This window comes from Streptomyces tauricus, from assembly GCF_014650955.1.
Lineage (GTDB): Bacteria > Actinomycetota > Actinomycetes > Streptomycetales > Streptomycetaceae > Streptomyces > Streptomyces tauricus.
Genome location: NZ_BMVY01000009.1, coordinates 175646 through 192889, shown reverse-complemented (window position 1 = coordinate 192889; position 17244 = coordinate 175646). Strand labels below are relative to the sequence as shown.

General features: G+C 71.1%; 19 protein-coding genes and 1 pseudogene. 6 read left to right on the top strand and 14 right to left on the bottom strand.

The genetic code is table 11. The features are described 5' to 3' along the window. Positions 1–52: 52 nt before the first annotated feature. Positions 53–814 carry a MerR family transcriptional regulator gene (locus IE278_RS17220; protein ID WP_189773214.1) on the bottom strand — a complete coding sequence of 254 codons (762 nt, stop codon included), beginning with the start codon at positions 812–814 and terminating at the stop codon, positions 53–55. Positions 815–1007: 193 nt separating this feature from the next. On the opposite strand from IE278_RS17220, the gene gad reads away from it, so the two are divergent. After that, a complete protein-coding gene (gene gad, locus IE278_RS17215) occupies positions 1008–2414 on the top strand; it encodes a glutamate decarboxylase (protein ID WP_189773344.1) in 1407 nt (468 codons plus the stop codon). A gap of 95 nt (positions 2415–2509) precedes the next feature. Here gad and IE278_RS17210 read toward each other — a convergent pair whose 3' ends face one another. From IE278_RS17210 to IE278_RS17190, 5 genes are all read right to left on the bottom strand, one after another. After that, the gene (locus IE278_RS17210; protein WP_189773213.1) at positions 2510–3271 is read right to left on the bottom strand and encodes an ABC transporter permease; all 762 of its coding nucleotides are present in this window, start codon (positions 3269–3271) and stop codon (positions 2510–2512) included. Beyond that, the gene (locus IE278_RS17205; RefSeq protein WP_189773211.1) at positions 3268–4233 is read right to left on the bottom strand and encodes an ATP-binding cassette domain-containing protein; all 966 of its coding nucleotides are present in this window, start codon (positions 4231–4233) and stop codon (positions 3268–3270) included. The genes IE278_RS17210 and IE278_RS17205 overlap by 4 nt, the downstream gene beginning before the upstream one ends. A 98-nt stretch (positions 4234–4331) precedes the next feature. Further along, positions 4332–4973: a PadR family transcriptional regulator gene (locus IE278_RS17200; protein ID WP_189773209.1), complete on the bottom strand. Its 642-nt coding sequence runs from the start codon at positions 4971–4973 to the stop codon at positions 4332–4334. A gap of 167 nt (positions 4974–5140) precedes the next feature. Next, positions 5141–6604: an aldehyde dehydrogenase family protein gene (locus tag IE278_RS17195; protein ID WP_189773208.1), complete on the bottom strand. Its 1464-nt coding sequence runs from the start codon at positions 6602–6604 to the stop codon at positions 5141–5143. A gap of 80 nt (positions 6605–6684) precedes the next feature. After that, entirely contained in the window at positions 6685–7521 is an 837-nt protein-coding gene (locus IE278_RS17190) for a Sco1979 family transcriptional regulator (protein WP_490862767.1), read from the bottom strand. A 332-nt stretch (positions 7522–7853) separates the two neighbouring features. On the opposite strand from IE278_RS17190, the gene IE278_RS17185 reads away from it, so the two are divergent. Further along, positions 7854–8351, top strand: coding sequence for an ATP-binding protein (locus IE278_RS17185; protein WP_189773207.1), 498 nt, complete (start codon positions 7854–7856; stop codon positions 8349–8351). A 139-nt stretch (positions 8352–8490) separates the two neighbouring features. On the opposite strand, the gene IE278_RS17180 is transcribed toward IE278_RS17185, so the two are convergent. From IE278_RS17180 to rpmG, 5 genes and pseudogenes are all read right to left on the bottom strand, one after another. After that, positions 8491–8733 carry a DUF397 domain-containing protein gene (locus IE278_RS17180; RefSeq protein WP_079103477.1) on the bottom strand — a complete coding sequence of 81 codons (243 nt, stop codon included), beginning with the start codon at positions 8731–8733 and terminating at the stop codon, positions 8491–8493. Positions 8734–9109: 376 nt separating this feature from the next. Then, on the bottom strand, positions 9110–9379 hold the full coding sequence (rpsR, locus tag IE278_RS17175) for a 30S ribosomal protein S18 (protein ID WP_189773206.1): 270 nt from the start codon (positions 9377–9379) through the stop codon (positions 9110–9112). Between the two features lie 4 nt (positions 9380–9383). Further along, complete coding sequence (locus IE278_RS17170) at positions 9384–10541, bottom strand: GTP-binding protein (protein ID WP_189773205.1); 1158 nt, start codon at positions 10539–10541, stop codon at positions 9384–9386. Positions 10542–10627: 86 nt separating this feature from the next. Then, positions 10628–10867, bottom strand: a pseudogene (locus IE278_RS17165) (type B 50S ribosomal protein L31); the annotation flags it as partial. 5 nt (positions 10868–10872) lie between these two features. Beyond that, the gene (gene rpmG / locus IE278_RS17160; protein WP_055610751.1) at positions 10873–11037 is read right to left on the bottom strand and encodes a 50S ribosomal protein L33; all 165 of its coding nucleotides are present in this window, start codon (positions 11035–11037) and stop codon (positions 10873–10875) included. 75 nt (positions 11038–11112) lie between these two features. Here rpmG and rpmB point away from each other — a divergent pair, with 75 nt between their 5' ends. The 3 genes from rpmB to IE278_RS17145 all read left to right on the top strand — a co-directional run bounded on the left by rpmB (position 11113) and on the right by IE278_RS17145 (position 12807). Then, positions 11113–11349, top strand: a complete 237-nt coding sequence (gene rpmB / locus IE278_RS17155) for a 50S ribosomal protein L28 (protein ID WP_189773204.1) — start codon at positions 11113–11115, stop codon at positions 11347–11349. Next, positions 11349–11654 carry a 30S ribosomal protein S14 gene (gene rpsN / locus IE278_RS17150; RefSeq protein WP_189773203.1) on the top strand — a complete coding sequence of 102 codons (306 nt, stop codon included), beginning with the start codon at positions 11349–11351 and terminating at the stop codon, positions 11652–11654. Before rpmB ends, rpsN begins: the two co-directional genes overlap by 1 nt. Positions 11655–12279: 625 nt before the next feature. Continuing rightward, positions 12280–12807, top strand: coding sequence for a hypothetical protein (locus tag IE278_RS17145; protein ID WP_246570357.1), 528 nt, complete (start codon positions 12280–12282; stop codon positions 12805–12807). On the opposite strand, the gene IE278_RS17140 is transcribed toward IE278_RS17145, so the two are convergent. Together IE278_RS17140 and IE278_RS17135 are read right to left on the bottom strand one after the other, a co-directional pair. Beyond that, complete coding sequence (locus IE278_RS17140) at positions 12785–15046, bottom strand: FUSC family protein (RefSeq protein ID WP_189773201.1); 2262 nt, start codon at positions 15044–15046, stop codon at positions 12785–12787. The genes IE278_RS17145 and IE278_RS17140 overlap by 23 nt on opposite strands. Positions 15047–15109: 63 nt before the next feature. After that, positions 15110–15280 carry a hypothetical protein gene (locus tag IE278_RS17135; protein WP_189773199.1) on the bottom strand — a complete coding sequence of 57 codons (171 nt, stop codon included), beginning with the start codon at positions 15278–15280 and terminating at the stop codon, positions 15110–15112. A gap of 17 nt (positions 15281–15297) precedes the next feature. Between IE278_RS17135 and IE278_RS17130 the strand changes: the two genes are divergently transcribed. Beyond that, on the top strand, positions 15298–15849 hold the full coding sequence (locus IE278_RS17130; RefSeq protein ID WP_189773197.1) for a DUF4232 domain-containing protein: 552 nt from the start codon (positions 15298–15300) through the stop codon (positions 15847–15849). A 48-nt stretch (positions 15850–15897) separates the two neighbouring features. On the opposite strand, the gene IE278_RS17125 is transcribed toward IE278_RS17130, so the two are convergent. After that, positions 15898–17079 (bottom strand): DUF2786 domain-containing protein, encoded by a 1182-nt coding sequence (locus IE278_RS17125; RefSeq protein ID WP_189773195.1) that lies wholly within the window; start codon positions 17077–17079, stop codon positions 15898–15900. Positions 17080–17244: the final 165 nt, after the last annotated feature.

Sequence of the window (17244 nt, the reverse complement as noted above, 5' to 3'; positions counted from 1 at the left end):
TCCCGTGACGAGCCCTATCCCTCGTGCCGGGCCTTATCCCTCGTGACGGGCCCTATCCCTCGTGCCGGGCCGCGTTCGCCGTGATCGCGTCCCTGAGGTGCTCGGCGAGGCCCGGGCGCATGGAGTCGTAGAACTCCTTGAACCGTTCGTCGGCGACGTACATCTCGCCGAGCCCGCGATGGATGTCGTACGAGCACGCGTAGAACCAGCGGGTGATGTGCTGCCGGTGCTCCTCGGCCATGTCCATGGCCGGCTCCCCCGTGGCGGGTTCGCCGGACGCCATGAGGGCGTCGTAACGCCCGCCCCAGGAGGCGACCTCGGCCTGCATCCGTTTCCAGTCGTCCTTGCCGTAGCGGGCGGTGCGGCGCCGCGACTCGGCGTACGCCTCCGTGCCGCCCCAGCGGCGCTCGGCCTCCTGGGCGTGCTCCTCGGGGTCCTTGCCGCCGAAGACCTCGAACCTCTCCTCGGGTGTGAGCCTGATTCCCATCGTGCGTGCCTCCATGGCGTGCTCCACGGCCGTGGCCATCTTCTGCAGCTTCTCGATCCGGGCGGTCAGCAGGTCGTGCTGTCCGCGCAGGTGCGCGCGCGGGTCCGCCTCCGGGTCGTCGAGCAGGGCCGCGACCTCGTCGAGCGGAAACCCCAGCTCCCGGTAGAACAGGATCTGCTGCAGCCGGTCCAGGTCGGCGTCGCTGTAGCGCCGGTGGCCCGCGTGGCTGCGACCGCCCGGTACGAGCAGCCCGATCTCGTCGTAGTGGTGCAGCGTCCGCACCGTCACTCCGGCGAGACCGGCGACCTCTCCCACGGGGTAGCTCATGGCCTCCGCTCCCTCTTCTCGGTACACAACTCGGTACGCGGTCCAGGCTGACGCCTCACGCCACGTGAGGTGCAAGCCGGACAGCCGCCTCACACGATGTCGCTTTTACCCGCTTTTGGCGTGAGGGTGGCCCACCATGGAGTCCTGGACCCCCTCGACCCCCTGGACCCCCGTCCAGACGACCGGAGGCATCATGGCGCTCCACCAAGGCCCCGCGAAGTCCGACGAGCACCCCTCGACCGTCAACCCCTTCTACGGGGAGGCGAATCCGGTCGGCGGCATGACCGAGGCCCCGCCCCAGCACCGGCTGCCCGACGGACCGCTGACTCCCTCCACCGCCTATCAGCTGGTGCACGACGAGCTGATGCTGGACGGCAACTCCCGGCTCAACCTCGCGACCTTCGTCACCACCTGGATGGAGCCGCAGGCCGACGTACTGCTCGGCGAGTGCCGGGACAAGAACATGATCGACAAGGACGAGTACCCGCGCACGGCCGAGCTGGAGCGCAGGTGCGTGGCGATGCTCGCCGATCTGTGGAACGCGCCGGACCCGGCCGCCGCCGTGGGCTGTTCCACCACCGGGTCGAGCGAGGCGTGCATGCTCGCGGGCATGGCGCTCAAGCGCCGCTGGACCCGGCGGAACGCGGACCGGTATCCGGGAGCCCGCCCGAACCTCGTCATGGGCGTCAACGTGCAGGTCTGCTGGGACAAGTTCTGCAACTTCTGGGAGGTCGAGGCCCGCCAGGTGCCGATGGAGGGCGACCGCTTCCACCTCGACCCGAAGGCCGCCGCCGAACTCTGCGACGAGAACACCATCGGGGTCGTCGGCGTCCTCGGCTCCACCTTCGACGGGTCGTACGAGCCGATCGCCGAACTCTGCGCCGCGCTCGACGAGTTGCAGACCCGCACGGGCCTGGACATCCCCGTCCACGTGGACGGCGCGTCCGGCGCGATGGTGGCGCCCTTCGTGGACGAGGACCTGGTCTGGGACTTCCGGCTGCCGCGGGTCGCCTCCATCAACACCTCGGGGCACAAGTACGGGCTGGTCTACCCGGGGGTCGGCTGGGCGCTGTGGCGCTCGCCCGCGGAGCTGCCGGAGGAACTGGTCTTCCGGGTGAACTACCTGGGCGGCGACATGCCGACCTTCGCGCTCAACTTCTCCCGGCCCGGGGCCCAGGTGGTGGCGCAGTACTACACCTTCCTGCGGCTGGGCCGGGAGGGCTACCGGGCCGTCCAGCAGACGACCCGGGACGTCGCCACGGGGCTCGCCGACCGGATCGGGGCCCTGGACGAGTTCCGGCTCCTCACCCGGGGCGACGAGCTGCCGGTGTTCGCCTTCACCACCGCCCCGGACATCACGGCGTTCGACGTCTTCGACGTGTCCCGGCGCATGCGGGAGCGGGGCTGGCTGCTGCCCGCGTACACCTTCCCGGCCAATCGCGAGGACCTGTCCGTCCTGCGGGTGGTGTGCCGCAACGGCTTCTCCTCCGACCTCGCCCAGTTGTTCCTGGAGGACCTGCAGCGCCTCCTGCCGGAACTGCGCCGCCAGCAGGGCCCCGCGACACGGGACAAGGAAGCGGCGACCGGCTTCCATCACTGAGCGGGCGGGCACTGCCGCGGTCCGCCCGCTCACCGGGGCGCCCGGGTCACCGGGCGCCCCGCCGTCGTCACCCGCTCGGAGCCACTCGCCCGGCACTACTTGCTCAGCCCTCCGAACTTCCGTACCGCCAGGGGGAAGAACACCGCCAGCAGGGCCAGCGGCCAAACGACCGCCGCCCAGATGTGACCCGACTCGGCGCCCGGCGAGCCGAACAGGTCGCGTACCGCCGTCGCCGTCTGGGACAGCGGGTTCCAGTCGACGACCGTGGCCAGCCAGTCCGGCATGGACTCCGGGGTCGCGATGGCGTTGGAGAGGAAGCCGACGGGCCAGACCAGGATCTGCACGGCCTGCACCATCTCCGGCTTCCCGGCCACCATCGCCAGCAGGATACCGATCCACAGCATCGCGAACCGCAGCAGCAGAAGCAGGCCCACGGCGCCCATGAAGGCGCCGAAGGTGCCGTGCGCGCGCCAGCCCAGCGCGTACCCGACCCCCATCAGCACGAACAGGCCGAGCGCCGACTGGAGCATGTCGGCGGCCGAACGGCCCACCAGGACAGCCCCGTTGGCCATCGGCATCGAGCGAAAGCGGTCGATCACTCCCTTGTTGAGGTCCTGGGTGACGGCCAGCATCGTGCCCTCCAGGCCGAAGGCCATGGTCAGCGCGAACATGCCGGGCACCAGGAAGTCGACGTAGTCGCCCTCGACGCCCCGGCCGCCGCCGATCAGGTAGCTGAACATCAGCAGCAGCATGACGGGGAAGACCAGGCCGACCAGGACCTGGGCCGGCTGCCGCACCCAGTGGGCGAGTTCGCGGCGGGTCATGACCCAGGAATCGCTCAGCGCGTACGTACTCACACCGCCTCCTTCGCCGGGTCGGATCCGAGGTCGCCGTCCGCGGTCAGACGCAGGAACACCTCGTCCAGCGTCGGCCGCCGCAGCGCCACGTCCTCCGCCTCTATGCCGGCCTCCTCCAGGGCCCGTACGACCCCGGCGAGCGCCTTCATACGGTCCACGACCGGGGCGCTCAGCAGCCGCCGGTCCACGTCCACCGAGATCTCCGCCCTGGCGAGCGGCAGCAGTGCCACCGCGGCGCCCAGCTGGCCGCCGTCCCGCAGCACCACGTCGATCCGGTCGCCGCCCGCCAGCGCCTTCAGTTCGTTCGCCGTGCCGCCCGCCACGATCCGCCCCCGGTCCAGGAGCGAGATCCCGTCGGCGAGCTGGTCCGCCTCCTCCAGGTACTGCGTGGTGAGCAGCACCGTCGTACCGCCGCCGACCAGGGAGCGCACCGCCTCCCACACCTCGGTGCGGCCCCTCGGGTCGAGGCCCGTGGTCGGCTCGTCCAGGAAGAGCACCTCCGGTTCGGTGATGAGCGAGGCGGCCAGATCGAGGCGCCGCCGCATGCCGCCGCTGTACCGCTTCACCGCCTTGCGGCCCGTGTCCGCGAGGCCGAAGCGCTCCAGGAGCTCGTCGGCCCGTACGCGCGCGTGCCGGGCGCTCAGGTGGTAGAGGCGGCCGAACATCTCCAGGTTCTGCCGTCCGCCCAGTTCCTCGTCGAGTGCCGCGTGCTGGCCGAGCAGGCCGATCCGGCGACGCACCTCCCGTGCCTGGGTCACCACGTCGTGTCCGGCCACCTCCACCCGGCCCCCGCCGGGCCGCAGCAGCGTGGACAGGACCCTGACCAGCGTCGTCTTGCCCGCGCCGTTGGGGCCGAGCAGCGCGTGCACCGTGCCGCGCGCGATCCGCAGGTCGAGCCCGTCCAGCGCGTCCTTGTCCCCGTACCGCTTCCGAACGCCCTCGACGACGATCACGTCAGTCATCGGGCTCCCTCCATATACAGACATCTCCCTGGTACTCAAACTTGACTACCAGGTCACAGGCGGAGGGTATGCCCACGAAAGGCTTTAGTCAAACTTGATTATTCGGCGTCTTCCGGATGCGTCTCTCCCGTGCTGTACGGGTTCTCCTCGCCTGCCGAGAGCACCCCCACGAACGGCTCGCCCTCCCCCGCGAAGGTGTACGCGCCCCCCTTGATCCGCTGGATCAGACCGCGGGTCCACTCGGCGCCGCTGTCGGCGGAGTGGACCCAGAAGTTCATGATCTCGCCGATGTGGCCGAGCTGTCCGGGCCCGTCGGCCGGCACGTAGTGCTCGGTGACGGCGGTGCGCCACTCCTCGATGCCCCGCACCCGCTCCTCCAGGAGTTCGAGCGCCTCCTCGCGGCCGAGGTCCACCACGAAGCCGAGCGCCGCGGAGAGGACGTCCGGCTTCTGGTCGTACGAGGTCAGGGACTCGCGCAGCAGGGTGAGGTACTCCTGCGTGCCCTTCTCCGTGATCTCGTACTCCGTGCGCGGCGGGCCGCCGACCGTGGAGGGCGCGATCTCGTGGGCGATCAGCATTCCCTGCTTCGCCATCTGCTTGAGCGCGTGGTAGATCGAGCCCGGCTTGGCGTTGGACCACTCGTGCGCGCCCCAGTACTCCAGGTCGTTGCGCACTTGGTAGCCGTGGGCCCGGCCGTGCTGACGTACGGCACCGAGGACGAGGAGGCGGATCGCTGACATGCGGTCAAGCGTAGGACGCCGCGCTCCGCACCGGGCGCCGGGCCCACCGGGACCCGGCGCGAACCTGCCGGCGCACCACCGCTCGGAACGGGAGGAATCAGAACGGGTGGATTCGGAACGGTTGTAAACGGGTGGATTCGGAACGGTTGTATTCGGAACGGGAAGGGTCAGAACGGGAAGAGGCTGCGGCCGTGCTGGACCGAGATCCACTTCTGGGTGGTGAAGGCCTCGACCGTGGCCTCGCCGTTCAGCCGGCCCACACCCGAGGACTTCTCGCCGCCGAAGGCGACCAGCGGCTCGTCGTGCACGGTGCCGTCGTTCACGTGGAACATGCCCGTGTCGATCCGCTTGGCGAAGGAGACACCGCGCTCGACGTCGGCGGTGTGCACGGCGCCGCTCAGCCCGTACGGCGTGTCGTTGACGATCCGTACCGCCTCCTCCTCGCCGTCGAACGGCACGAGGAGCGCGACGGGGCCGAAGATCTCCTGCCGGAGGATGTCGGACTCGGCGGGCAGACCGGTCAGGACCGTCGGCTCGACCAGGTTGTCGGTGGTGGTGCCCTGCACGAGCGCGGTCGCGCCCTCGGCGAGCGCCTGGCTCACGACCGACGAAAGGGCGTCCGCCTGCGAGGAGTTGATGACCGGTCCGATCACGGTCGCCGGGTCGCTCGGATCGCCGACCTTGAGGGACTTCACCTTCGCGACGAACTTCTCGGTGAACTCCGCCTCGACCGCACGGTCCACGAGGACGCGGTTCGCGGCCATGCAGACCTGGCCCTGGTGCACGAACCGGCTGAAGACGGCCGCGTCCACGGCGTAGTCGATGTCGGCGTCGTCCAGGACCACCAGGGCGCTGTTGCCGCCCAGTTCGAGGATCGAGCGCTTGAAGTGCGCGGCGCACACGGTCGCGACATGGCGGCCGACCTTGTCGGAGCCGGTGAAGGAGATGACCTTGGGGACCGGGTGCTCCAGGAAGGCGTCGCCGATCTCCGCGATGTCGGTGATCACGACGTTCAGCAGACCGGCCGGCAGGCCCGCGTCCTCGAAGATCTTCGCGACCAGGGAACCGCCCACGATCGGGGTGTTCTGGTGCGGCTTGAGAACCACGCCGTTGCCGAGGGCCAGGGCGGGCGCCACGGACTTCAGCGACAGCAGGAACGGGAAGTTGAAGGGGCTGATCACACCGACGACGCCGACCGGCACGATGTAGAGGCGGTTCTCCTTGGTGTCGCCGGGCGAGGGGATGATCTTTCCCTCGGGCCGCAGCGCCAGGTTGACCGACTCGCGCAGGAACTCCTTGGCGAGGTGCAGTTCGAAGCCGGCCTTCAGCCGCGTGCCGCCCAGCTCCGCGACGATCACCTCGGCGATCTCCTGCTCGCGCTCCTCGACGATCCGCAGCGCCTTCTCGAACACCGCGCGCCGCGCGTACGGGTTCGTCGCCGCCCATTCCCGCTGGGCGCGGGCGGCGGCCCGGTAGGCCTCATCCACCTCGTCGACCGTGGCTATCGTGATCGAGGCCAGCTTCTCACCGTCGTACGGATTGAAGTCGATGATGTCCCAGGACCCGGTACCCGGACGCCATCGGCCGTCGATGTACTGCTGAGCCAGGTCGGTGAAGTAGGACGACGACATGTGATCCCTCAATCCCTTGCTGCCCAAGGCAACAGCCCATGCATCTTCACGGTCTGATCACATGTCATCGTACGGGTGTTTCAACTGAGTTGGAGCAGTCCTCTGAGCAAATCGCGGCTCTCGTCGGGGCCCGGACTGTCCTGCTGGAGCTCCTTCATCGCCTTCTCGTACTGGGCGACGTCCTCGCGCTTGTCCAGATACAGCGCGCTGGTGAGCTGCTCCAGGTAGACCACGTCGGACAGATCGGACTCGGGGAAGCTCAGCATCGTGAAGGCGCCGCTCTCGCCCGCGTGCCCGCCGAAGCTGAACGGCATCACCTGGAGGCGCACGTTGGGGCGCTGGGAGATGTCGATGAGGTGCTGGAGCTGACCGCGCATCACGCTCCGGTCGCCGTACGGCCGCCGCAACGCGGCCTCGTCCAGCACCACATGGAACTCGGGCGCGCTCTCGGCCACGAGATACTTCTGGCGCTCCAGGCGCAGCGCCACGCGCCGTTCGATGTCGGCCGCGCTCGCGCCCCGCATGCCCCGGGTGACGACGGCGTGCGCGTACGCCTCGGTCTGCAGCAGACCGTGCACGAACTGCACTTCGTACGACCGGATCAGGGCCGCGGCGCCCTCCAGGCCGACATAGGTCGGGAACCAGCTGGGCAGGACGTCCGAGTAACTGTGCCACCAGCCCGCGACGTTGGCCTCCTTGGCGAGCGACAGCAGTGATCTGCGCTCGGCCTCGTCGGCGATCCCGTAGAGCGTCAGCAGATCCTCGACGTCTCTCGTCTTGAAGCTCACCCGACCCAACTCCATACGGCTGATCTTCGATTCGGAGGCTCGGATGGAGTAACCGGCCTTCTCACGGGTGATCCCACGCGATTCGCGCAGCCGCCTCAGATGTGAGCCGAGCAGCATGCGCCGTACCACCGATCCCGACTCCTGCGCGCTCACGTTCGCCAGCCTCCCCAACCCGTCTTCAAGGGCCGCAGTCTGCCACTAAAACACTTCAAGCAGTACTCGTTCGGTTACAGAAACGGCAAGCTTTCAGGGGAGTTACACAGGAAACGACAAGGAGAAGACCAGCCAGACCGAGAAATGTGGCGGAGAGGTGGCGGAAAAAAGCACCAAGAAGCGGTATGGGAAGGTCCAATTCGGGCGCGTGCACGTGCATCTGCCCTTGCATCTGCTGAACGCAGACGGAACGATGGTCTCGCGCCACCGCTGCATCGCAACGACCGCGAACCCCGGGAGTGCCTCGCATGGGGACGAATGGATCGACCATGCTGGAGCCGTTAAGGCAGGGGCTTCCGCCACTTGACCCGGCGGCCGTCTCCAACGCCGCCTCCTGCGCCCTCCCGCCCCGTTACGAAGCGGTGCGCGACGCACGGCAGTTCACCCGCCGCACGCTCGACCAGTGGGACGTGGGCAACCGCTTCGACGACGTCTGTCTGGTGGTCTCGGAACTCGTCACCAACGCGCTGCGGCACGCGCTGCCCGCGGACACCCCCCGCTCCGCCGACCAGGACCCGCCCGTGCGGCTGCACCTGATGCGGTGGACCGAGAGACTGGTGTGCGCGGTGCGCGACCCCAGCCACGACAGCCCGGTCGCGGGCGACTCCGACGACTTCGCGGCGGAGTCGGGGCGGGGCCTGTTCCTGGTCGAGTCCTTCGCCGACGGCTGGGGATGGCACCCGCTCGCCAACACGCTGAACGGCAAGGTCGTGTGGGCGCTGTTCCGCCTGGGGCCTTCCGCGTGACGGACCGCGGCGCTTTTTCGCGCCGCGGTTCTACGCGCGTTACGGGCTTCCTGAGCCCCCAGGGAGCCGCGGGGAACCGGGGGCGCGCGCGGCAGAGGCCGTATACACCCCGGCGCACCCCTGACAGCCGCTGCCGGCGTCAGCCCGCTATCAGGTGGTCGAACTCGCCGTCCTTGATGCCCAGGAGCATGGCCTCGATCTCCGCGCGGGTGTAGACGAGGGCCGGGCCGTCGGGGAAGCGCGAGTTGCGCACGGCCACCTCGCCGCCGGGCAGCCGGGCGAACTCCACGCAGGAACCCTGCGAGTTGCTGTGCCGGCTCTTCTGCCAGGCCGCCTCGTGCAGCTCCGTGGCAGCCATGCCGTTGTACACGTCGTGGTCCACAGGTCGCTCCCCGGTGGTGCATTGGCGTCTGTTGCCATAGATGCAGTGGTCAACTGCCCCGGATCATAGCTGTCTTCACATGCAGATGCATGGGCAGATGCACGTGCACGGGGGGTGGTCTCCTGGTTACAGGTTTGACGGTCGCGAAGCCCGAATCGTTCCAACTCCGCGCCCTGCCAATGGAAGAGACGCACACCGGGCCGTTCCTGTTCCGATACGACCGCACCCCGCCCGAAGAATGAACGGGCGGGGCGGGGCTGTCGGACAGGCGGGGGCGGCTGGGGCCCTCGGGCCCCCAGAGGCCATGGGGGACCTGGGGAGCGGAGGTTCTCAAGGCACCCGCGCTGGTCGGCCGTGGCCGCCGCGGCGGCCGGGACTAGCGGGACGCGTAGGGCAGCAGAGCCATCTCGCGGGCGTTCTTGATCGCGCGGGCCAGCCGCCGCTGCTGCCGTGCGGTGACGCGGGTGACCCTGCGACTGCGAATCTTTCCGCGATCGGAGAGGAACCTCCGCAGCAGGTCCGTGTCCTTGTAGTCGATGTAAGTGATCTTCGCCGCATCCAAGGGGTTGGGCCGGGGCGACGACGGCCTGCGACCGGGGTTACGAGCACTACGAGCGTCACGGGTGTCACGGGTGTCACGGGCCATGGGGTCAGACCTCCAGGAGGGTGTCGAAGGCGGGCGGGAGCCGTTTCCAGGCGGTGCGGCCGGCGGCGTACTCCCCGTCGGTCAACAGGCAGGACTCCAGCAGCAGTTCGAGCCCGTCACGGTCCAGGCCCGGCGAGGTGAAGACGAGGTGCTGGCAGCAGTCGCCGTGCTCGGGGTGCCAGTCGAGCGCGGCGGCGGCCCGGCGCACCGGCGGCACCATGTCCCAGGCCGCGTCGGGCAGGGACGCCATCCAGGGCCCGGCGCTCTCCACGCACAGCGCGCCGCCGGCCGCGTCCCAGTGCAGCAGGGTGTCGGGGCGGTCCGCGAGCCAGAACCGGCCCCGGCTGCGCGCGGCGGCGCAGGCCAGTTCCTCCAGCGCCGCGTAGAGCCGCTCCGGGTGGAACGGCCGGCTCCGGTGCCATACGAGCGTGGAGACCCCGCACTCGTCCGCCTCGGCCGGCAGCAGCGCGCAGGCCGGATGCTGGGCCGCGGCAGCCGACTCCACGTCGAAGCCGGCGAGGGCGGCGGTGGCGAGGGGGGACGGGGTGTGGGCCTCCGCACCGAGCGCGGAAGGGTGGCCGATCGGGATCCGGCGGGCGGTCGGGTGGAGCTGGGCCAGCAGGGCACGGTCCTCGTCGTCGGCCTCCTGCGAGTCGGCGAGGGCCAGGACCGGGGCGTACTCCAACTGGCGGGCGAAGGTGTCGGCGATGGTGCGCTGGTCGGTCGCGGCGGCGGCGAGACCCGCGTCGGCGAGGTCGTCGCCGTTGCCGAGGTACGGGAGCACCAGCGCGGGGTCGACCGCGGTGATGACACCCGTCAGGCGCAGCCCCGCGCTCGCGACGACCTCGGCCATCGCCTTGGGCTCGACGGAGTCCCAGAGTTCGACGATCGCGAGACGGGTCACGCCGTCCGCCGCGAGCCGCTCCAGCTCGGGGACCAGGTCCTCGCGCAGGGCGCAGCACGCGCAGTCGTTGACCAGTGGTGCCTCACCGGCCGAGACGATGCCGGTGCGGTCGCGGACGGTACGGACCACGGTGCCCGTCGCGGCCGTCGCGAGGTCGTGGTGCAGCGCGACGGCGCCCGGCACGTCCGTGAGCAGCCGTTCCACCGCCTGCCTGCGCGCGTCGGCGTGCAGCCCGCCGACGACGGCGACGGACAGCATCAGCGCTCCCCGCGCCGGTCGGCCCGGCTCTCGTCACGCCGGTCGGCCCGGCTTTCGTCAGGCCTGCCGAAGCGGTTCTCGTCAGGCCTGCCGAAGCGGCGTTCGAAGCGCTCGACGCGGCCGGCCGTGTCCAGTACGCGGGCCGTCCCCGTATAGAAGGGGTGACTCACGTTCGAGATCTCGACGTCGACGACCGGGTACGTGTTGCCGTCCTCCCAGTCGATCGTCTTCTCGCTCGTCATGGTCGAGCGGGTCAGGAAGGCGTGGTTCGCGGCCCGGTCCCGGAAGACGACGGGCCCGTACGCCGGATGGATTCCCTCGCGCATGACGCTCAGCGCTCCTCTCGGAAGTCGACGTGGCGGCCTGCGACCGGGTCGTACTTGCGCAGGGTCATCCGGTCGGGGTCGTTGCGGCGGTTCTTGCGGGTGACGTAGGTGTAGCCGGTCCCGGCCGTGGACCGGAGTTTGACGACCGGGCGGAGTTCGTTGCGTGCCATGTGGCTAGTATATGAAAACGACTCCCATTATCAATAAGTGGGAGGCGAAGAAGACAGAGAGGTACGTCACTCACCATGTCCGCGCACTGCATGCTGACCGGGACCCGGCCGGGCTTCGGAAACTCCATCTCCCACTCGCACCGGCGCACGTCGCGCCGCTTCGACCCCAACATCCAGAGCAAGCGGTACTGGCTGCCGGGCGAGGGGCGGTACGTACGGCTGAAGCTGAGCACCAAGGGCATCAAGACGGTCGACGTCATCGGCGTCGAGGCCGCGGTGGCCCGGATCCGGGCCCGCGGGGTGAGGGTCTGATGGCCAAGAAGAGCAAGATCGCGAAGAACGAGGCGCGGAAGGTGATCGTGGCGCGGTACGCCCTGCGGCGGGCCGAGCTGAAGGAGATCGTGCGCGGCCCGTCTTCCACGGAGGCGGAACGGCTGGCCGCGGGGCGGGAGTTGCGGCGTCAGCCGCGGGACGCCGCGGGTGGGCGTGTGCGGAACCGGGACAGTGTGGACGGGCGTCCGCGGGGGTATGTGCGGACGTTCGGGGTCTCGCGGGTGAATCTGCGGGGGTTGGCGCACGGGGGCTTCCTGCCGGGGGTGCGGAAATCTTCTTGGTAGGGGTTGCCCCTGGGCGGGGGGCGAGGGCTGCGGGCCGGCGAGGGCGCCCCCTGGGGCGGGGCGAGACGACTGAGACCGAGTTCCGACTGCGGGCCGGTTGGGGCTGATCGCGCAGTTCCCCGCGCCCCTAAAAACGGGCGGTGCGGGCCGGTCGCGCAGTTCCTCGGGCCCCTCGGGGCGGGGCGAGACGACTGAGGCCGAGTGCCGACTGCGGGCCGACGGGGGTCACCCGCGCCGTTACCCGCGCCCCTTAAAAGCGGGCGGTCAGCCCCGCCCCGGCGCCTTTAGGGGCGCGGGGAACTGCGCCGCCCACCCCAGCGCCCCGCACCCACGAACCCACCCCACCCGGGTGTGCCCCTTCAGGGGCGCGGGGAACTGCGCGGGTGCCCCCCACGGCCCCGCACCCGCGAACTCGCCCCACCCGGGCAGGCCCCCTAGGGGCGCGGGGAACTGCGCGGCGGCCCTCACCGACCCGCATCCACGAACCCGTCCCACCCAGGCACGCCCCTCAGGGGCGCGGGGAACTGCGCGGCCCACCCCCGCCCGCCCGCGCCCGCGAACCCGCGCGCCTACTGCTGGTAACTTGCAGCGGTTGGACCCGCCCGCCACACCCCTGGAGGCTTCAGTGACGTCGGCGACCTTCCCGCGCACGCGCAAGCACACGCACACGCACACGCACACGCACACGCGCATCGCGGCCAAAGCCGCAGGGCTCGCAGCCGCGCTCGCCCTCACGACGGGCTGCAGCAGCGACGGCGGTGACGGCGACGGCGACAAGACCCCCTCGTCCACGACGAGCGCCGAACCGACCCCGTCCGCGGACACCGGGACCGCCGAAGCCAACAGCCTGGACGGCAACTGGCTGACCACCAAGGACGGCAAGGCCGTGGCCCTGGTGATCACCGGCAAGGAGGCCGGTCTGTTCTCGACGAGCGGATCCATCTGCAGCGGCACCGCCGCCGACACCTCCGGCATGCGCATGATCACGCTGAAGTGCACCGACGGGAACAAGGACCGCGCCGAGGGCATGGTGGACTCCGTCAACTCCACCACCCTCAAGGTCACCTGGGACGGCTTCGGCTCGGAGACGTACACCAGGTCGGAGGGCGAGGGCCTGCCGCCCGGCCTGCCTACGGAGAGCCTGGGTTCCTGACACCGGCCGTCTTCGTGGACGGCTCCGTGACCGCCGACGTCCCGTCGAGCGTCATGGGCGGTACGGCGGTGTCGAGGGCCTCGGAAAGTTCGATCAGCGCATCGAGGACGAGGCGCGCCGCGTCACCCACGAACGTGTCGTTGTCGGGGACGGCAGAGGCGACGGGAGCTTCCGGGATGGCCGAGTCAGCCGGCGGAGTCGCCTCCGGCTCCCAGGCCGTCAGGGCGGCCCGTACCGCGTCCCACCCCGGCACCCGGCGCTCGCGAATGCCCTTCGCCCCCTGCTGGGTGGACTCGCGCAGAGCCTCGGCGAGGCCGGCGGCCGCCGGAACCGGTGTCGCGCCGCGTTCCGGAAGATGGGCCTCCAGGAGCATGGCGACACGGCCCAGCTGCGCGAGCGCGTCCTCCGCGTCGTCGGCGGCGGTCCGGGAGAGCCCGCGGTGGCGGACGGGCTCGGCGGTGGCGCGGGCCACGGCGGTGTGCCAGGCCGCGCGGGCGGTGCGCGCGGCGAGCAGTGCCTCACGGACGTCCGGGGCGTTGCGCAGCGCCGGGTCGGCGTAGGCGTCGAAGACCACGGCCGCGTAACGGCCCTGCGTGGCCAGCCAGTCCGCGAGTCGGGTACGCAGCCGCGGCGTCTCCCACGCCGGGTAGACGGCGTACGCGATCATCGCCAGCACCCCGCCGAGCAGCGTGAGCAGGACGCGTTCGGGCACGGTCTGCGTCCACTGTTCGCCGCCCATGCCGAGCAGGAAGACGACGTACGCGGCGATGCAGCCCTGGGCCGCGAACTGGCCCGTCCGCATCAGTAGGTACATGAGCGCGGCGCTCACCACGGCGAGTAGGCCGGAGAGGTACGTACCCGGGTCCGCGAGCCGCACCACGGCCGTGGCCACGGCCACCCCGACGACGGTTCCGCCGAGCCGGGCCACCGCCCGGCTGTACGTCTGTGAGAAGTCCGGGCGCATGACCATGACCGAGGTCAACGGGGCCCAGTAACCGTGGCCGAGGGGCAGCGCGGTGCCGAGGATGTAGCCGACGGCGGCGACCGCCGACACCCGTGTGGCGTGGCGGGTGATCGGGGAACCCCTGCGGAGTTCCTTGCGCATGGCCTGGAGCGCGGTGGGGATCAGCGCGAGGAGGGTGGGACGGCTGCGGGCGCTGTGCGGACCTTGGAGGGACGGGGGGTGCGGCGGGGTGCCCTTCGGCGTCCCCGCCCGGGTGCCCTTCGGCGCGGGCTCAGGAGTGCTCTTGGGAGCACTGCCGCCCGCCGTCTCCAGTACGTCCTGGAGGAGGGTGTTGAGGCGGGACGCCGCGCGGTAGGGGCGGCCGGTGAGGATGCTCCCGGTGTCCGGGGTGCGGAAGGTGGCCAGGGCCGCGCCCGGGACGGTCACGGGCTCGCCCCGGCGGATCGAGTGGGCCGCCACGTCGAGGATGGTGCCGGCGGCGGCGAGCAGTTCACGTACGCGGTCGCGGGCGCGCCCCTCCGCGGGCACGCCCGTCGCCGGGTCCGCGAGGGAGGCGAGGACCGGGCGGATGCGCTCGGCGACACCGCGGGCGCCGTGCAGTTCGGCGGGGCGGCGACGGGCCTGGCGGGGTGTGACGGCGGCCGCGTTGCGGGCCTCCATCAGGGGCAGCGGGTCGAAGGACGCGACGGGATCGTGGCGCAGCCTGCGCGCGTAGTCCGCCTCGGCGGCCAGGGCGTCGGCGAGCGCGTCACGGTGGGCGCCCCAGCGGCGTACGGGGAAGAGCACGATCAGCGCGGCCTGGACGACACCGCCCACGATCATCATGGCGGCGTGGCCCGCGGCCTGGGCGACGGAGGTCGGCAGGGTGACCGTCACCAGCATGATCGCCACGTTCGAGGACGCGATCAGGCCGATGGTCGGGCCCGCGGCCCAGCTCATCCCCGCGGCGAACGTCCACACCACCAGCAGCGCGAGGAAGAGCGGTTCCTGGGAGATCGTCAGGTAGCCGAGGAAGGTGGAGACGGCGAGGCTCGTACCGGAGGCGAGGGCCAGTTCGGGGCGGGGGCGCCAGCTGCGCTGGAACGTGGCGATCGCCGCCTGGAACGCGCCGAACGCCGAACTCGCGGCGGCGGCCGGACCGAAGGCCCACAGGCTCACCGCGATCACGATCGCGAGCCCCACCGCTCCGCGCACCGCGACGAGAGGTTCGAGCCGTGTCTTCTCCACGGCGAGCCCCGAGCGCGCGGTGTCCTTAAGCGCTCGTCGCCAGCTCACCGCGCCAGCGTACGGGAGGGGCCGCAGGGGTGGAGGATCCATGATGATCTACGGATACCGTCATCAGTCCGCAGCACCATCACCAGCAGTACTTACAGCAGCGGTACTCACAGCAGCAGTACTCACAACGGCAGTACTTACAACGGCAGTACTTACAACGGCAGTACTTACAGCAGCATCAGCATGCAACCGCACCAGCACCAGCACCAGCACCAGCACCAGCAGTACGACCATGAGGCTTGAGGACATCCATGCGCACCCTGCCGATCGCCATCACCGCCCTCGCGGCGACGCTCACCCTGACCCTGACCGCCTGCGGTGGCGACGACGGCGGCGGTGACAACAAGCCCAGCGGGTCCAGGACGGACGCCTCCTCGTCCGCCTGCGCGGCCGACAAGTTCGGCCAGGAGGTCGTCGCCAGCGAGGCCCCGGCCGCGGGCGACACCGGGACCGTCTCCGTCACCCTCACGAACGGCTCCGGAGCCGACTGCACACTGCAGGGCTTCCCCACCGTCGGCCTGGACGCCGGCGGCACCGCGCTGTCCGTCGCTCCGGAGAAGTCCGCGGAGCCCGAGAAGCTGACCGTGAAGAAGGACGAGACGGTCGGCTTCACGATCACGTACGTACGAGGGCCCGCCGGTGACGCCGAGAAGGCCGCCGCGGTGACGACCGCGAAGTTCACCCTGCCCGGGGCCGACGGCGATCTGTCCTTCGCCTGGAAGTACGGCGAGGTGGCCCTGCGGGGCGCGGGCGGCGCCGAGCCGGACGCGTCGGTGACTCCGCTGCAGCGCACGGGGGACTGAGCGGCGGGGTGACCGCCCCCGGACAGGACGGGGGCGGGCCGCCGACGGTCAGGGCCTGCGCAGCGGTGGCCGTGCCCTGACCTGGGCGCGGTCCGCCGCCGCGGCCCCCTCCTGCCAGCCGGCCAAGTCGTTCACCCCGCGCATCCGGGTCGTGACGGTGTCCGGGAACATGCGCTCCGTCTCGTCCGTGACCGCGACGTCGCGCGCCGCGAGGACCGGCAGCAGCTCCCCCGCCGCGGCGGCCGCCTCCCCCTCCGTGGCGGTCACCTGCCCCTCGGCCGCGTCGGCCAGCCGGTCGCCGATGCGATGCGCGTACGCGGCGAGGAAGGACTGCCGGAAGGACTTCGTACGCTTCCTGCCGCCCGCGCGCTGCGCCGCCTCCGCCTTCGTCATCGCGGCCGTGGCCTGCACGAGGAGCGAGGTGTAGAGGAGTTCGACCGCCTCCAGGTCGGGTTCGAAGCCGACGACGGTGGAGAAGCCGAGGGCCTCGTTCCACACGGCCCGGCAGCGGTTGGCGCCGGCCACCGCGTCGAGGAGTACGGCCTTGGCGGTCTCGTACGGCGCGTCGACGCCGATCCGGCAGGCACCGGGCGCGTCCTTGGCGTGGGTGCGGGCCGCGAGCAGCGCCTCGTCGATGCTGTGCCGCGCCATCAACTCCTGCGCCTTGGCGCTCAGCGCCTCCGCCTCCTCCGGGAACCCGGTCGCCTCCGCCTTGGCGAGGAGCGCGCGGATACGGGTGAGCATGCGGGTGTCCCGCGGGGCGGCGCCGCCCCCGGGCGCGCGGGGCGCGCTGGGTACGTGGGCGTCCAGCGGCTCCAGGGAGGGCAGGCGCAGCAGCAGGCGGTACAGCTCCAGGGCGGCGGTCGCGTACTGGAACCGGTCCGGGCGGGAGGTGCCCGGCTCCGCGCCCAGCCCTTTCAGCTCGTCCAGCTGCGCGGTCCAGCGCGGGGTCCGGGACGCGCGGTCCCGGGCGGCCTCGGCGAGGACCAGCTCCGACACGAGGCGTACGTGCACGTCGTCCAACTCGCGCCGCACGATCCGTACGACGTCCGCGGGCTGCCAGCCGCGCCGCCAGGCCGCCGCGACGAACTCCTCACCGCGGCGCGCGAGTTCGGCGTCGGCGGCGGGGTCGGCGGCGAGCAGGGAGGCGCCGGTGTCGAGGGCCGCGTCGGAGTCGGCGTAGAGGGCGGCCGCGAAGGCGCGCTCCACCGTGGAGGACGTACTACTCATTCGCCGATCGTGTCATGGCATGTCATCCGGGCCCGGGCCCGGGCCCGGGCCCGGATACGGACGCGGGCGCGGGCGCGGACACCGGCACGGACGCGGGCTCGGGTACGCGGACGTCTCAGCGGGTGAAAATCGTTCGACCCGAAGGGCGGCGGGCCCGAGCATGCC

Excerpts from the sequence above, each read along its gene's own strand:
- IE278_RS17220 (WP_189773214.1), bottom strand. The coding sequence starts at position 814 with ATGAGCTACCCCGTGGGAGAGGTCGCCGGTCTCGCCGGAGTGACGGTG.
- gad (WP_189773344.1), top strand. The coding sequence starts at position 1,008 with ATGGCGCTCCACCAAGGCCCCGCGAAGTCCGACGAGCACCCCTCGACC.
- IE278_RS17205 (WP_189773211.1), bottom strand. The coding sequence starts at position 4,233 with ATGACTGACGTGATCGTCGTCGAGGGCGTTCGGAAGCGGTACGGGGAC.
- IE278_RS17200 (WP_189773209.1), bottom strand. The coding sequence starts at position 4,973 with ATGTCAGCGATCCGCCTCCTCGTCCTCGGTGCCGTACGTCAGCACGGC.
- IE278_RS17195 (WP_189773208.1), bottom strand. The coding sequence starts at position 6,604 with ATGTCGTCGTCCTACTTCACCGACCTGGCTCAGCAGTACATCGACGGC.
- IE278_RS17185 (WP_189773207.1), top strand. The coding sequence starts at position 7,854 with ATGGGGACGAATGGATCGACCATGCTGGAGCCGTTAAGGCAGGGGCTT.
- rpsR (WP_189773206.1), bottom strand. The coding sequence starts at position 9,379 with ATGGCCCGTGACACCCGTGACACCCGTGACGCTCGTAGTGCTCGTAAC.
- IE278_RS17170 (WP_189773205.1), bottom strand. The coding sequence starts at position 10,541 with ATGCTGTCCGTCGCCGTCGTCGGCGGGCTGCACGCCGACGCGCGCAGG.
- rpmG (WP_055610751.1), bottom strand. The coding sequence starts at position 11,037 with ATGGCACGCAACGAACTCCGCCCGGTCGTCAAACTCCGGTCCACGGCC.
- rpmB (WP_189773204.1), top strand. The coding sequence starts at position 11,113 with ATGTCCGCGCACTGCATGCTGACCGGGACCCGGCCGGGCTTCGGAAAC.
- rpsN (WP_189773203.1), top strand. The coding sequence starts at position 11,349 with ATGGCCAAGAAGAGCAAGATCGCGAAGAACGAGGCGCGGAAGGTGATC.
- IE278_RS17135 (WP_189773199.1), bottom strand. The coding sequence starts at position 15,280 with ATGGTCGTACTGCTGGTGCTGGTGCTGGTGCTGGTGCTGGTGCGGTTG.
- IE278_RS17130 (WP_189773197.1), top strand. The coding sequence starts at position 15,298 with ATGCGCACCCTGCCGATCGCCATCACCGCCCTCGCGGCGACGCTCACC.
- IE278_RS17125 (WP_189773195.1), bottom strand. The coding sequence starts at position 17,079 with ATGAGTAGTACGTCCTCCACGGTGGAGCGCGCCTTCGCGGCCGCCCTC.